The organism is Arthrobacter sp. Y3224198 (assembly GCF_059090025.1).
Window position 1 is genome coordinate 1 of record NZ_JBNHFG010000051.1, and the last position, 13,338, is coordinate 13,338.

Genomic DNA, 13,338 nt, shown 5'->3' on the forward strand with positions numbered 1-13,338 from the left:
CCGGAACCGGCAGCGGAACCCGTCGCGGAAGAGCCGGCCGCTGCCCTGCCGCGCGCCGGCGCGCCCGCCTCGATTGTGGCCTGCCCCAACGGGCCGCTCCTGGTCCGCGGCGACTTCGAGATCGTGACGCCCGACGGCGTGCCGGTTCCCCGGGACAGGGAGACCGTGGCACTGTGCCGGTGTGGCGGTTCGGCCATCAAGCCCTACTGCGACGGAACGCACAAGCTGATGAAGTTCGATACCACCCGGCGTCGTCCGGTCCCGGAGCCGGCGCGCCGAACCGCGGAGGAAACGGCGGACCAGCCCCGCCCCGGCCGCACGCCGGCCACCGCCGCCGACACCGCGGTTGAAGATAATTAAAGACGAATGGCCTGCCTTCAGGAAGAAGGCAGGCCATTCGTTTTGGGTGCGCCCAGCAGGGCTCGAACCTGCGACCCACGACTTAAAAGGACGTTGCTCTACCAACTGAGCTATAGGCGCCAGCCGGTCTGCCTACTGCACAGACCGACTGTCCCACTTTATCGCACACCGCACAGATCGTGGAAAAGCCGCACCGCGGCCCTTCCAGGGAAGGCCCGGAAGGGAAAAACGGAGCCTAGCCGGAGCTCGGAAGCGGCCCTTCCGCGCGCGCCTGCCCCCGCCTCGATTCTGCGGAAATGCGGGAGTATTCTTCGAATATGAGTGAGTCCAACCCAACGCCGCGCCATCACAAGCCAAAGCCTCTTGCACCCGTGGACTTCGCCAACTTCCCCGGCGGCGCCGATCCGGCCCGCATCTCGGAAGCGGCCCACCTGGCCGCCCAGGCCCTGGTCCACCACGGTCGTGAGAGTACCGATCCCGAAGTAACCCGCCGCCTGGTCGAGCTGACCGACCAGCAGGGCGTGGAAGCCGTAGCCGAAATGTGGGCGGAAAGCCCTGCCCGCTCGCTGCCCGGGGCCCTCTGGCGGCTCTACGCCCTGCGTGCCGCCATCCAGCAGAACCCGGAGCGCGTCGCCGCGTTCTACGCCGCCGGCAAGGACGTGGCGCAGGTGTCCAAGGTGGTGGCAGGCGTAGCCGAGCCGCTGGGCGCGGATGAGATCCGCACCATGGCGGACACCATCCTGTCCGGAGCCTTCGAAGGCGACTTCGATGTGGCACTGGAACGCTTTGCTGCTTTCTGCCGGGTGGTTGCCCTCGGCCAGACCCACCACGCCGATTCCTCCGAAGCCTCCCACGGGGACCGGGCCACCCTGCTGACCCGCAACGCCCGCCAGCTGGTGCTCACCGCCGAAGACCTGGAGCATTCCGCCGCCGCGTGGCGCCGGGGCGAACTCGACTGACCCGGGCGTGGCGGTCCTCACACTGTCCCGCCGCCGCCGGCAGTCGTGTTGACATCCCCGACCGGGCGTAGAAAACTGAAATTGGTGTCGGACTGCGGAACCCCCGGGCTTCAACTCTGAGCCGCTTCGAGCGGCCTTCCGCCGAGAGGCGCTCCCGGTCCGGCACCGTTACTTTTCCAAAAGCCGGGTTCCCGTATCCCTTCATCGCCGATCGGATATTCTTGGGCCTGTGAGAATTTTCCCCCCTCCCCCGGCCAGCACATTGCGGCCGGCGTGAAACTCCACCTTTTCCCGCAGGAAAACGCCGGGCTGGAACTGCTGGCCCGCATGGCCTCGCAGTTGCTGCGCGGAACCGGCGTGCTTGCCGAGATCCTGGGCGCCGATCCGGAGGAATTCGACCGGCTGACCGAACAGCTGCACCAGATCGATGCGGATACCGCCGATCTGCACTTCGCTCTGATGACGCAGATGCGCACCAGCTTTATCAACCCCCTCCCGCGGGAGGACCTCTATGAGTTGTCCCTGATCCTGATGTCGGCCATGGAGTGCCTGGACGCCTCAGCCGAGACCATCTCCCTGTACAAGCTCACCGGCGTTTCCCGCCGGGCCTCGGAACAGCTGGAGGTCATCGGACGCCAGGCCGAAGTGACCGTCTCCGCCATGCGCCGGCTGGCATCGCTGGAGGACCTGGACGAGTACTGGATCGAAATGCTCCGCCTGGCCCGGCGTGCGGAGCGCACCCGCCGGATCTGGGTGTCCGAACTGATGCGTGAATACAAGCCGCTGGCCTACGCCCGGCACCGGGACCTCGCCGACCAGCTTTCGGGCACCACTTCCCAGCTCCGCCGCGCCGCCACCTTCGTCGGCAGCGTCCTGGTGCGGGAATCCTAGGGTGTCGGCCGTCCTCCTGGCGGGCGTCGTCCTGCTCGCCGGCGTCTACGCCTTCCTCAACGGCTTCCATGACGCGTCCAATTCGGTAGCGACGTCGGTCCGCACCCGGGCGCTGACTCCCGGGGTGGCGGTGACGCTGGCCGCGGTCTTTAATCTGCTGGGTGCGCTGGTCAGCACGGCGCTGGCCGTGGCGCTGACGGTCCGGTTCGTGGACCTGCCGCCCGGGCCCGAGGGGCTGGGCATCCTGATAGCCGGGCTGACGGCGGCCTGCGGCTGGGGCGTGTGGACCTGGTGGCGCAGAATGCCGTCGTCGTCCACCCACGCCCTGGTGGGCGGCCTGGTGGGGTCGGGCGCGGCCTCCACCCTGGTCGGCGGGCAGAACATTGCCGAGTCCTACCGGCTGATCTGGGAACAGATCGCCCTGCCGCTGCTGCTCTCCCCGGCGATTGCCTTTGTGCTGGCCTACCTGCTGGTCTTCCCTGCCACTTGGCTGATGCGCTACAGCTCCCCGCGCCGGGGCGACGCCGGCAACCGGATTGCCCAGTCGGTCTTCACCTCCGCCTTCTCCCTGGGGCACGGCATCCAGGACGGACAGCGGACCATGGCCGTGCTGGTCCTGGCACTGCTGGCCGCAGGCGCCACGCACGACGGCGGTATCCCCTTCTGGGTGCAGCTGTTCGCGGCGCTGACCCTGGCCGCGGGGACCCTGTTCGGAGGCTGGCGCATCACCCACACGCTGGGTTACCGGCTGGTCCGGATGGATCCGCTGCGCGGCATGAGCGCCCAGGCCGTCAGTTCATCCCTGCTCTTCCTCGGCGCCCTGTGGCTGCACATCCCCCTCTCCAGCACCCAGACCATGACGTCGGCGATAGTGGGCGCGGGGACCAACCAGCGGTTCTCCACGGTGCGGCTGATCCCGCTGCGGGAAATCCTGGTCACCTGGCTGACGACGGCGCCGGTAACGGCCCTGCTGGGCGGCATCCTGCTGCTCGCCATCAGCCCGCTCCTCTAGCCGGGCGGGCCGGGCGGTTACCCGAAGCGCCCGGAAACGTAGTCCTCCGTAGCCTTCTCGGCGGGGTTGCTGAAGATGACCGGGGTATCCGCGTATTCGATCAGGCGGCCCGGCTGGCCGGTGCCGGCAATGTTGAAGAACGCCGTCTTGTCCGAGACCCGTGCCGCCTGCTGCATGTTGTGCGTCACGATGACCACGGTGTAGTCGCTCTTGAGCTCCTCGATGAGGTCCTCAATGGCCAGGGTCGAGATGGGGTCCAGGGCCGAGCAGGGCTCATCCATGAGGATCACCTCCGGCGACACTGCGATGGCGCGGGCAATGCACAGGCGCTGCTGCTGCCCGCCGGAGAGCCCGGAACCGGGCTTGTCCAGACGGTCCCGCACCTCCTTCCACAGGTTCGCGCCGGTGAGCGAGCGTTCGACCAGGTCATCGGCGTCGGACCTGGAAATCCGCTTGTTGTTCAGCTTCACGCCGGCCAGCACGTTGTCCCGGATGGACATGGTGGGGAACGGGTTGGGCCGCTGGAACACCATGCCCACGTGGCTGCGCACGGTCACCGGATCCACGCCCGGACCGTAGAGGTTTTCCCCGTCCAGCAGCACTTCGCCTTCCACCCGCGCCCCGGGCAGGACTTCGTGCATCCGGTTCAGCGTGCGGAGGAAAGTGGATTTGCCGCAGCCCGAGGGGCCGATGAAGGCAGTCACCGAGCGGGGTTCGATATTGATGTTGACGTCCTGGACGGCCAGGAAATTGCCGTAATAGACATTCAGGTCTTTGACGTCGATGCGCTTGGACATTGGTTCCTTCTGGGTATGCCGCTGAGGGGGCTAGCGGGAGTTCCGGGGGGCGAAGATCCGGGCAATCAGGCGTGCCGCGAGGTTCAGCAGCATCACCATGATGATGAGGATCAGAGCGGCTGCCCAGGCCCGCTGCGTACTGGGATCGGTGTTGGTCGGGGAGGTGGGGCTCATCAGCTGCCGGTAGATGAAGGTGGGCAGCGTGCTCATCCAGCCCGCGAAGGCATTGAAGTTGATGGTGTTCACGAATCCCGCCGTCACCAGCAACGGGGCGGTCTCGCCGATGACCCGGGCAATGGCCAGCGTGACGCCGGAGGCGATGCCGGAGATGGCGGTGGGCACAACCACCTTCAGGATGGTGCGCCACTTGCGTACTCCCAGGGCGTAGGAGGCCTCCCGGAGTTCGTTGGGCACAATCTTGAGCATTTCCTCGGTGGATCGCACCACCACGGGGATCATCAGGACCGACAGGGCGACGGCGGCCACGAACCCGGTCCGGGTTCCCGGACCGAACACCAGCCCGAAGAACGCGGCCGCGAACAGGCCCGCGACAATGGAGGGAATGCCGGTCATCACGTCAACGAAGAAGGTGATGGCACGCGACAGGGCTCCGCCGCGGCTGTATTCCACCAGGTAGACCGCGGCAAGCAGGCCCACGGGCACGGAAATGACCGTGGCCCAGAACGTGATCAGCAGGGTGCCGACGATGCCGTGGTAGGCGCCGCCGAGCACTGCGGTTCCGTTCTCCACCGAGGCGTTGTCAACCGCGCCGGTCATGCCGCCCATGGAGGTGAGCAGGAAGTCCGGGCTGAGGCCGGGAAGGCCCCGGACCAGGACGGTGAAGATCACCGAGACCAGCGGCAGCAGGGCCAGCAGGAACGCGCCGCAGACCAGGTTGGTGGCCAGCCGGTCCACTGCGTGGCGGCGCCCTTCCACGATCCAGGTGACCGCTGTGCCGCCGAGGGTGAACAGCACGGCGGAAAAAATCGCGAAAGAGGCAATGGAGAACCCGAGGAGTGCCGACAGGGCCGCCCCAAGGACCAGGGCACCGGCCAGGACAAGCCAGGGCGTATAGCGGGGCAGGCGGTTCTTGGTGAGCAGGCTCCCCGGCCGGTTCAGGACAGGCGGTGTATCGATCATCAGTTGGCTCCCGAGAATTCTTTGTGGCGGCTGATGATCCAGCGGGCAACCATGTTTACTGCCAGCGTGATCAGGAACAGCACGAGGCCTGCGGCGATCAGTTCCGAAAGCCGGAGCCCGAAGGCCTCAGGAAAGTTAAGGGCGATTTCAGCGGCAATGGTCTGGTTGCCGGGCCGGATCAGGCTGGCGATCAGTCCGCCGGAGGACAGGACCAGGGCCACCGCCATGGTTTCGCCGAGCGCGCGGCCCAGGCCGAGCATCACCGCGCTGATGACGCCGGCGCGGGCGAAGGGGAAGACTGCCATACGGATCATTTCCCAGCGGGTGGCACCCATGGCGAGCGCCGCTTCCTCGTGCAGCTTGGGCGTCTGCAGGAAGATCTCCCGGGTCAGCGAGGTAATGATCGGCAGCACCATCACCGAAAGCACGATGCCGGCCGTCAGCATGGTCTTACCGGTCTGGCTGGCCGGCCCGGCGAAGATGGGAATCCAGCCGGCGTTCTCCGCCAACCAGTTGTAGGGCCCTACCAGTGCCGGTGCCAGCACCGTCATGCCCCACGCGCCGTAAACCACCGACGGGATGGCCGCCAGCAGGTCCACGAGGTATCCCAGTCCCTGCGCAAGCCGCCGGGGCGCGTAATGCGAAATAAACAGGGCGACGCCGATGCCCACCGGGGTGGCAATCAGCAGGGCGATGGCGGCGGCAATCACCGTTCCGATCACCAGCGGCAGGATGTACCGGCCGAAGCTGCCGCCGGAGATGTCCGCCTGGTCGGCGGTGAAGGCGGGCAGGGCCTGCCACAGCAGGAATACGGCCACGCAGAAGAGCACAAAGAGGATCAGGCACCCGGCAGCCACGCTTACGCCGGAGAAGACCTTGTCTCCTGCACGGCCGGCGCCGCCCTCACCTGTTATTGACTTGCTCGACACTGCTCAAACCCTTCGACGGTATGGCGGGGCTTCATCCATCAGTTTAAGTTCTCCGCCCGTTTTACGGGCGTCCTGCCTTCCCCGCCCGCGTCCGGGGAAGGCAGGAATATCGCTGCTGCGGCTAGGGAGCCACCCGGATGCTCTCCAGCGCCTCCATGGCACGGCTGCGCAGGGAATCCGACAGCGGTGCACTGCCCGCCGCATCGGCGGCCGCGTCCTGGCCCTCGGCGCTGACAACGTAGGTTCCGAAGGCCTTCACCAGGTCAACGGTGCCCTGGTCGGGGTAGGCGGTGCAGAAGACGTGGTAGCTCACCAGCACCACCGGGTAGGCCCCGGATTCGGCGGTATCCCGGTCCAGGTCCATGGCCATGTCCGCCTCGGGCCGGCCTTCCCCCGTCACGGGGGTGGAGGCTTCCACGGCGAGCGCTGCGGCGTCGGCGCTGACGGGAACATACTTCTCTCCCACCAGCACATGCACCTGCCCCAGGTCCCCGACGGCGGAGGCATCGGCGTACGTGATGGCGCCTTCGGTGGCGGTGACCGTGGAGATGACTCCGCCGGTGCCGGAGGCGTTTTCCCCGGTCGCGGCGGGCCATTCCCCGGAGGGCTTGTCCGGCCATGCTTCGGGCGCTGCCTTGGAGAGGTAGTCGGTGAAGTTCTTGGTGGTGCCGGATTCGTCACCGCGGTGCACAGCCGTGATGGCGGTGGCGGGAAGGTCCACGCCTTCGTTCTGGGCGGCAATGGCCGGGTCATTCCAGGCCGTGATGTCGCCTCGGAAAATCCCGGCAATGGTCTTGGCATCCAGGTTCAACTCATCGATGCCGTCCAGCCGGAAGGCCACGGCAATCGGCGAAATGTAGGCCGGGATGTGAATGGCGCCTTCCGGGCCGCAGACATCGGCCGCGGCAGCCGCTTCCTCGTCGTCGAGATAGGCGTCGGTGCCGGCGAACTGGACGCCGCCGGCGAGCAGCGCTTCGCGCCCCGCACCCGACCCGTCCGGGGAGTACTGCACGGCGGCCTGCGGGTTCGCGGCGCCGAAGCCCGCAATCCAGGCCTGCATGGCCGAATCCTGGGAGGTGGCTCCGGCACCGGAAAGCGTGCCTTGAACCGAGCCCGCGGCGCTGCCGGAGGGGGAGGCATCCGTCGGTGCAGCACTGTCCGTGCCGCAGGCGGCCAGCCCCAGCACGGCCGCAAGGGAAACTGTCAGAACGGTTGCAGCGCGGCGGGGAGTTGAAACCTTCACCATCATGTCCTTTTCAAAGGGGTTGTCCGGAGCGGAATGCGCCGGAAGCTGTCACATGGAGCTTCGTTTGGCGGAACCACCAGCACGTTCCTGTCCCAGCGTGGCGAAGGAAGGTGAACGGAAAGTTAACGCTGCCCGCTCATCTGCGGAACATCCGTTTTCATGCCGGATGTAACGCCGGATACAGGTTTCCTGCCCCTCCCCTAGACTGGGTCCATGCCCCAACGCAGCTCCTTCGCCAAAAGCCGGGGTTTCCTGCGGAACCGGGTCCGGGTAGGGCTGCAGCGCAGCCGTAATTCGGTGGTTCCGGCCCTGCAGATGACCATTTGCGCCGTCGGAGCCTACGCCTTTGCCGAGTACGTGCTGGGCCACCAGGGGCCGCTCTTCGCGGCGACCGCGGCGCTGATTTCGCTGGGCTTCTCCCGGGAACCCCGTACGCGCCGTGTCCTGGAGGTGGGCATCGGCTGCACCTTGGGCATTACGGTGGGCGAAATCCTGCTGACGCTGCTGGGCAACGGGCTGATCCAGGCCGCGGTGGTCCTGTTCGTCTCCGTGATGCTGGCCCGTTTCCTGGACCGCGGGGTCATCTTCACCACCCAGCTGGGCCTGCAGTCCCTGCTGGTGGTGCTGCTGCCTGCACCCGACGGCGGCGTGTTCACCCGCAGCGTGGATGCCATAGTGGGAGGCGTGTTTGCGCTGGTGGTCACCATGCTGGCCCCGCGCGATCCTCGCCGGGAACCCAAGTCCAACATCCGCGAACTGCTGCACGAGCTCTCCGCCGTACTGCGCCAGTGTTCCGAAGCCCTGGCCAAAAGCGATTCCACCATTGCCTGGCACGCGCTGGTCCGGGCCCGCAACACGCAGCCGCAGCTGGACACCCTGGCCCGCAGCGTCCGCGACGCCCGCGAGGTGGCCCGGATTTCCCCGGCCTACCGGCGCTACCTGGCGGAACTGGGGGACCTGCGCGGCTCCATCGGCTTCCTGGACCTGGCGGTCCGCAACAGCCGGGTGTTCGCGCGCCGGACGACGTCGGCCATCAACCATGCCTCGCTCAGCGACGAAGCGATCGAGAATGTGTCCGAAGTGCTCACGGATACGGCCGATGCCGTGGATGTCCTCGCCCGCGCCCTGGGCGGCGGGGAAAGCACCGACGCAAGGCACCGGCACCTGCGCCAGGCCCGCAACGAGCTGGCTGCCGTCGGATCCCGGCTGCACCCCAAGGCGCTGGCCATCACCGACCTGCAGGGAGACGCGCTGATCATGCTCTTCCGCCCCCTGGTGGTGGACCTGCTCGAGTCCACCGGCCTCAGCCACGAAGAGGCCGTCAGCTACCTCTCGGAAGTCTGACGCCCGTCCCTTACGGCGGGACTGTCAGTCCCGCCGGATAGCCTTGGGGACATGGCAACAAAAACCGCTCGGCCCAAGACCGCCAATTTCCGCTGCTCGGAGTGCGGCTGGACCACAGCCAAGTGGGTGGGGCGCTGCGGCGAGTGCCAGGCCTGGGGAACGGTGGAGGAAGCCGGCGAGGTCCTGGCCCGCACCACCGCGGCCACCGTGGTGGCCCGCCCGGCCCAGCGGATCGGGGAAGTGGACGCCACCACCGCCGCCTACCAGGCCACCGGTGTGGGTGAACTGGACCGGGTGCTGGGCGGCGGGCTGGTTCCCGGCGCGGTGATCCTGCTGGCGGGCGAGCCGGGTGTGGGCAAGTCCACCCTGCTCCTGGACGTTGCCTCCCGCGTTGCCGGGGCCGGCCGCGACGTCCTGTATGTCACGGGCGAGGAATCCACCGCGCAGGTGAAGCTGCGGGCCGAACGGATCGGCGCCGTGTCGGAAAACCTCTACCTCAGCGCCGAAACGGACCTGGGCCAGGCACTGGGCCAGGTGGAACAGGTGGCTCCGGGACTGCTGATCGTGGACTCTGTCCAGACCCTGAGCAGCACCGCTGTGGACGGCAGCGCCGGCGGCGTCAGCCAGGTCCGCGAAGTGGCCGCGTCCCTGATCAATGCCGCCAAGACCCGCAATATGACCACTCTGCTGGTCGGCCACGTCACCAAGGACGGGTCCATCGCCGGTCCACGGCTGCTGGAGCACCTCGTGGATGTGGTCTGCCAGTTCGACGGCGACAGGCACTCCCGGCTGCGCCTGCTGCGGGCCGTGAAGAACCGGTACGGGCCCACCGACGAGGTGGGCTGCTTTGACCTGACCGAAGACGGTATCGAAGGGCTGGCAGATCCCAGCGGCCTGTTTGTTTCGCGGACCAAGGATCCCGTCTCGGGCACCTGCATTACGGTCACGCTCGAGGGCAAGCGTCCGCTGGTGGCCGAGGTCCAGTCCCTGGTCGCCGAAACCGGCAATGCCCAGGCCCGCCGCGCCACCAGCGGGCTGGATGCCTCCCGGGTGGCCATGCTCCTGGCCGTGCTGCAGCAGCGGGCGTCCATGAGCCTGGCCAAGGATGACAGTTATGTGGCGACCGTGGGCGGTGTGAAGCTCGGCGAGCCGGCCACGGACCTGGCCGTTGCCCTGGCGGTGGCCTCGGCCAAAATGAACAAGCCCCTGCCGGCCCAGCTCATTGCCTTCGGCGAGGTGGGCCTGGCCGGCGAGGTCCGGCCCGTGCCGGGCATCGGACGGCGGATCAACGAGGCCGAACGGCTCGGCTTCACGCACGCCGTGGTTCCGGCCTCACCCAACGGGCCCGGAAATGTGCCGGTAGGTTTCAAGGTGCGGGAGGTTTCCACCCTGGCCGAGGCGCTGGAACTGCTCTTCTAGGCCCTGCGGGACAGGCCGGTGCCCGTGCCGCTGCGGCGGCGTGTTGCGAAGTCGCACTAGTATAGGGACGGGCAAGCCTTGCCCGGATTCTCCAGGGCCCCCGGGCCGGAAGGAAGTGACCATGGCCCGCAGCCCCGAAGACGCGCTCAAAGCAACATTGGCGCGGGTGGCACCCGGAACCGAACTCCGGGACGGCCTCGAACGCATCCTGCGTGGGCGTACCGGCGCACTGATTGTCCTCGGGTTCGACCGCACCGTGGATTCGATCTGTTCCGGCGGCTTCGACATCGGCATCGACTTCTCCCCCACCCGGCTCCGGGAACTGGCCAAGATGGACGGCGCCATTGTGTGCGACCGCGATGCCAAGAACATTCTCCGGGCCGCGGTTCAGCTGGTTCCGGACCACACCATCGAAACGCACGAGTCGGGAACCCGGCACCGCACTGCCGAACGCGTGGCCATCCAGACCGGGTTCCCGGTAATCTCGGTCAGCCAGTCCATGCAGATCATCCAGCTCTACGTAGGCGGACTCCGCCATGTGCTGGAAGGTTCGGAACCGGTGCTCGCCCGTGCCAACCAGGCCCTCGCCACGCTCGAACGCTACCGCGCGCGGCTGGACCAGGTCACCAATTCCCTTTCCGCCCTGGAGATCGAGGCCATGGTCACGGTGCGCGATGTCGCGGTGACCCTCCAACGCCAGGAAATGGTCCGGAGGATCTCCGAGGAGATCTCGCAGTATGTCCTGGAACTCGGCGGGGACGGCCGCCTGCTTTCCCTCCAGCTGGAGGAACTGACCACCGGACTCGGTCCGGGCAGCGAAATGATCCTGCGGGACTACGCGGACATCAATGACGGACAGCGGAACATCGAGGAGCAGATTTCCACCCTGCAGAACATGAGCTCCTCCGAAATGGTGGACCTGGGCAAAATCGCCTCCGTGGTGGGTTTCCAGCCGGGCCAGGACTCACTGGAAGCAGTGGTGCAACCCCGCGGATACCGCCTGCTGAGCAACATCAAGTCCGTGCCGCCGGCCGTGTCCAACCGTTTGGTGGACCATTTCGGCGGCCTGCAAAACCTCATGGCCGCCAACATCGATGACCTGATGACCGTTGACGGCATTGGCGAGCAGCGGGCCCGGACGGTGCGTGAAGGGCTGTCCCGGATCGCCGAAACCAGCCTGCTCGACCGGTTTATGTAGCCTAGCGGCGCCGCGGTTACTCCAGCTGGAATACCGCGTTTTCACTGCTGAGCTGGCCCAGCCGTGCGGTGAACATGTAGTAGCCCGGGTTTGGGTTGGAAGCCACGGCGGCGCAGCCCGGCGCGGACCTGTTCCGGTCCCAGGGGAAGTTGGCGGTTTCCGATGCCCCCGGTTCCACCTTCTTGATGTAGTCCTGGGCACCGTCCTGGCAGTCCATGGACGAGAAGATGCGGTCTGATCCGCTGGCCACCACGAACTCCATCTGGGTGGTGCCCACGTTGATCTCACAGGCCGTGTCACCGGTGTTGGTGACGGTCAGGGTCAGCACCGGCGATGCGCCTGCCGGATACACCTGCGCGTCCGTGGAGGCGCCCACCACAACCTTGTCCGCAGGGCAGAGGGACCCCTGCTGGGCGGCAGCCGACTCTGTCGTGGCCGGGGATGCGGCAACCGGCGGCGCAGCAGCAGGAGCCGTGCCCGGCGGGGTAAGCGTGGGGGCGGGAACGGTGGCGGCGGCGGTTGGTTCGTCCGGCGTGAGGGCGCGCACCACCCCGATCACCGCGAAGACCAAGCCCGTGAGGACCAGCAGTGCGAGGATCCCGGCCACCAGCCTGCGCCGGCGGTAAACCGCCGGGCTGGGACGCCGGGAAACGCTGGGGCGCTGCTGCTGCTGAGTTCCCATCCCGTCCATGCTTCAAGGCTAGGTATCTGCGCCGCGATTACTTGGCACACCACGCCGATTAGTAGAGTATTGCTGGTCATAACCCGAGGGAGCACGGATGGATCCGCAGGCGAAAGCACTGCACCGCAGCATCACAGAGTGGTTTACCGCCAACGGGCGCCGGCTGCCCTGGCGCGAGCCGGAGTGCAGTCCGTGGGGTGTGCTGGTCAGTGAAATCATGCTTCAGCAAACCCCGGTGGTCCGTGTCCTTCCCGTATGGGAGGAGTGGATGCGGCGCTGGCCCGATCCTGCCGCCCTGGCCGCCGAGCCCAGCGGAGAAGCCGTCCGCGCCTGGGGCCGGCTGGGCTACCCGCGGCGGGCACTGCGGCTGCACGCCGCGGCAACCACCATTGCGGCCGGTTCCGGTGACGTCCCGTCCACCTATGCCGAACTCCTGGCCCTTCCCGGGGTGGGCGACTATACGGCCGCTGCGGTGGCCGCGTTTGCCTTCGGCCGGCGCGAATGCGTGGTGGATACCAACATCCGCCGCGTCCATGCGCGTGCCGTGTCAGGTAACGCCCTGCCGGCCCCCTCCCTCACGGCGGCTGAAATGCGGCTGGCCAGGACCCTGCTGCCCGCCGGCGACGCCGAGTCCGTGGCGTGGAACGCGGCCGTGATGGAGCTGGGCGCCCTGGTCTGCACCGCACGCAGCCCGCGCTGCGACGAGTGTCCCGTGCTGGATAAGTGCGCGTGGGTGGCCGCCGGCCGGCCCGAACCGCATTATGTGGCCAAGGGCCAGGCCTGGGCGGGAACGGACCGGCAGGTACGCGGCGCCATGATGGCCGTCCTGCGCCACGCGGACTCTCCCGTGCGCCGCGAACTCCTCCTGCATGCCCCGGTGGACCTGGCAGCCGTTCCGCGGCTGCCGGCAGACCTGACGCCGCTGGAAACCCTGCACCGGCTGCAGGCGCCGCAGGAACAGCTGGAGCGCGCCCTGGCCGGGCTCATCACAGACCGGCTGGCAGCCGAAGACCACCGCGGAGTGTCGCTGCCGCTGTAGCCGTGCCGCCTTGGGTCAGATTTCCCCGAAACCGTTGCGCACCTGGGCTCCAAGCAGTTCCATCGCCTTGGCGGCGTCCGGCCCCGTGGCCGTGGCACTGAGGGTCTCGCCCGGTTTCAGTCCGAGGGTCATCAGCATCATCACGGATTTGCCGTCCACCCCGTTGATCGTGATTTCTGCGTCCAGGTCATCCAGCAGCTGGGCGACCGCAGCCGCCGGGCGCGCGTGCAGTCCCATCGGGTTCACCAGCGTCCATGCGCCGCTGGCGGACTCTGCCGAACCGCCGGCCGGAGCAGCCTCCCCTGCGGTCGCCCCGCCCGGG

At 67.6% G+C, this 13,338-nt stretch carries 14 protein-coding genes and 1 tRNA gene; 8 read left to right on the forward strand and 7 right to left on the reverse strand.

Annotated features, from left to right (window positions below):
- Nucleotides 1–360 (forward strand): CDGSH iron-sulfur domain-containing protein (locus AC5RUF_RS15745; protein WP_494131209.1); only part of this gene is annotated, 360 nt, incomplete at its 5' end.
- 47 nt (nucleotides 361–407) lie between these two features.
- On the opposite strand, the gene AC5RUF_RS15750 is transcribed toward AC5RUF_RS15745, so the two are convergent.
- A tRNA-Lys gene (locus AC5RUF_RS15750) sits at nucleotides 408–480 on the reverse strand.
- Nucleotides 481–677: 197 nt separating this feature from the next.
- Here AC5RUF_RS15750 and AC5RUF_RS15755 point away from each other — a divergent pair.
- The 3 genes from AC5RUF_RS15755 (at nucleotide 678) to AC5RUF_RS15765 (ending at nucleotide 3,222) form a co-directional block, all read left to right on the forward strand.
- Complete coding sequence (locus tag AC5RUF_RS15755) at nucleotides 678–1,319, forward strand: hypothetical protein (RefSeq protein WP_493998458.1); 642 nt, start codon at nucleotides 678–680, stop codon at nucleotides 1,317–1,319.
- 273 nt (nucleotides 1,320–1,592) lie between these two features.
- Complete coding sequence (locus AC5RUF_RS15760; RefSeq protein ID WP_494131210.1) at nucleotides 1,593–2,210, forward strand: DUF47 domain-containing protein; 618 nt, start codon at nucleotides 1,593–1,595, stop codon at nucleotides 2,208–2,210.
- Nucleotide 2,211: 1 nt separating this feature from the next.
- Nucleotides 2,212–3,222 (forward strand): inorganic phosphate transporter, encoded by a 1,011-nt coding sequence (locus tag AC5RUF_RS15765; RefSeq protein ID WP_494131211.1) that lies wholly within the window; start codon nucleotides 2,212–2,214, stop codon nucleotides 3,220–3,222.
- A gap of 17 nt (nucleotides 3,223–3,239) precedes the next feature.
- Here the strand turns inward: AC5RUF_RS15765 and pstB are convergent, their stop codons facing one another.
- From pstB to pstS, 4 genes are all read right to left on the reverse strand, one after another.
- Complete coding sequence (gene pstB / locus AC5RUF_RS15770) at nucleotides 3,240–4,019, reverse strand: phosphate ABC transporter ATP-binding protein PstB (RefSeq protein WP_493997183.1); 780 nt, start codon at nucleotides 4,017–4,019, stop codon at nucleotides 3,240–3,242.
- Nucleotides 4,020–4,049: 30 nt separating this feature from the next.
- Entirely contained in the window at nucleotides 4,050–5,159 is a 1,110-nt protein-coding gene (pstA, locus tag AC5RUF_RS15775) for a phosphate ABC transporter permease PstA (RefSeq protein ID WP_493997184.1), read from the reverse strand.
- Nucleotides 5,159–6,088 carry a phosphate ABC transporter permease subunit PstC gene (pstC, locus tag AC5RUF_RS15780; RefSeq protein ID WP_493997185.1) on the reverse strand — a complete coding sequence of 310 codons (930 nt, stop codon included), beginning with the start codon at nucleotides 6,086–6,088 and terminating at the stop codon, nucleotides 5,159–5,161. The genes pstA and pstC overlap by 1 nt, the downstream gene beginning before the upstream one ends.
- Nucleotides 6,089–6,209: 121 nt before the next feature.
- Nucleotides 6,210–7,331: a phosphate ABC transporter substrate-binding protein PstS gene (pstS, locus tag AC5RUF_RS15785; protein ID WP_493997186.1), complete on the reverse strand. Its 1,122-nt coding sequence runs from the start codon at nucleotides 7,329–7,331 to the stop codon at nucleotides 6,210–6,212.
- Between the two features lie 216 nt (nucleotides 7,332–7,547).
- Here pstS and AC5RUF_RS15790 point away from each other — a divergent pair, with 216 nt between their 5' ends.
- From AC5RUF_RS15790 to disA, 3 genes are all read left to right on the forward strand, one after another.
- Nucleotides 7,548–8,678 carry an FUSC family protein gene (locus AC5RUF_RS15790; RefSeq protein ID WP_493997187.1) on the forward strand — a complete coding sequence of 377 codons (1,131 nt, stop codon included), beginning with the start codon at nucleotides 7,548–7,550 and terminating at the stop codon, nucleotides 8,676–8,678.
- A gap of 51 nt (nucleotides 8,679–8,729) precedes the next feature.
- Complete coding sequence (gene radA, locus AC5RUF_RS15795) at nucleotides 8,730–10,097, forward strand: DNA repair protein RadA (protein ID WP_494131212.1); 1,368 nt, start codon at nucleotides 8,730–8,732, stop codon at nucleotides 10,095–10,097.
- Nucleotides 10,098–10,218: 121 nt separating this feature from the next.
- Nucleotides 10,219–11,295: a DNA integrity scanning diadenylate cyclase DisA gene (disA, locus tag AC5RUF_RS15800; protein WP_494131213.1), complete on the forward strand. Its 1,077-nt coding sequence runs from the start codon at nucleotides 10,219–10,221 to the stop codon at nucleotides 11,293–11,295.
- 16 nt (nucleotides 11,296–11,311) lie between these two features.
- On the opposite strand, the gene AC5RUF_RS15805 is transcribed toward disA, so the two are convergent.
- Entirely contained in the window at nucleotides 11,312–11,986 is a 675-nt protein-coding gene (locus AC5RUF_RS15805) for a hypothetical protein (RefSeq protein WP_494131214.1), read from the reverse strand.
- Nucleotides 11,987–12,074: 88 nt separating this feature from the next.
- Here AC5RUF_RS15805 and AC5RUF_RS15810 point away from each other — a divergent pair, with 88 nt between their 5' ends.
- Complete coding sequence (locus tag AC5RUF_RS15810) at nucleotides 12,075–13,016, forward strand: HhH-GPD family protein (protein WP_494131215.1); 942 nt, start codon at nucleotides 12,075–12,077, stop codon at nucleotides 13,014–13,016.
- Nucleotides 13,017–13,031: 15 nt separating this feature from the next.
- On the opposite strand, the gene AC5RUF_RS15815 is transcribed toward AC5RUF_RS15810, so the two are convergent.
- Nucleotides 13,032–13,338: HPr family phosphocarrier protein (locus tag AC5RUF_RS15815; protein WP_494131216.1), on the reverse strand; the 307-nt coding region annotated here is incomplete at its 5' end.

Bases quoted from the DNA above. Each gene is read 5' to 3' on its own strand.
- AC5RUF_RS15755 (WP_493998458.1), top strand. From the start codon at position 678: ATGAGTGAGTCCAACCCAACGCCGCGCCATCACAAGCCAAAGCCTCTT.
- pstB (WP_493997183.1), bottom strand. From the start codon at position 4,019: ATGTCCAAGCGCATCGACGTCAAAGACCTGAATGTCTATTACGGCAAT.
- pstA (WP_493997184.1), bottom strand. From the start codon at position 5,159: ATGATCGATACACCGCCTGTCCTGAACCGGCCGGGGAGCCTGCTCACC.
- AC5RUF_RS15790 (WP_493997187.1), top strand. From the start codon at position 7,548: ATGCCCCAACGCAGCTCCTTCGCCAAAAGCCGGGGTTTCCTGCGGAAC.
- radA (WP_494131212.1), top strand. From the start codon at position 8,730: ATGGCAACAAAAACCGCTCGGCCCAAGACCGCCAATTTCCGCTGCTCG.
- disA (WP_494131213.1), top strand. From the start codon at position 10,219: ATGGCCCGCAGCCCCGAAGACGCGCTCAAAGCAACATTGGCGCGGGTG.
- AC5RUF_RS15805 (WP_494131214.1), bottom strand. From the start codon at position 11,986: ATGGACGGGATGGGAACTCAGCAGCAGCAGCGCCCCAGCGTTTCCCGG.
- AC5RUF_RS15810 (WP_494131215.1), top strand. From the start codon at position 12,075: ATGGATCCGCAGGCGAAAGCACTGCACCGCAGCATCACAGAGTGGTTT.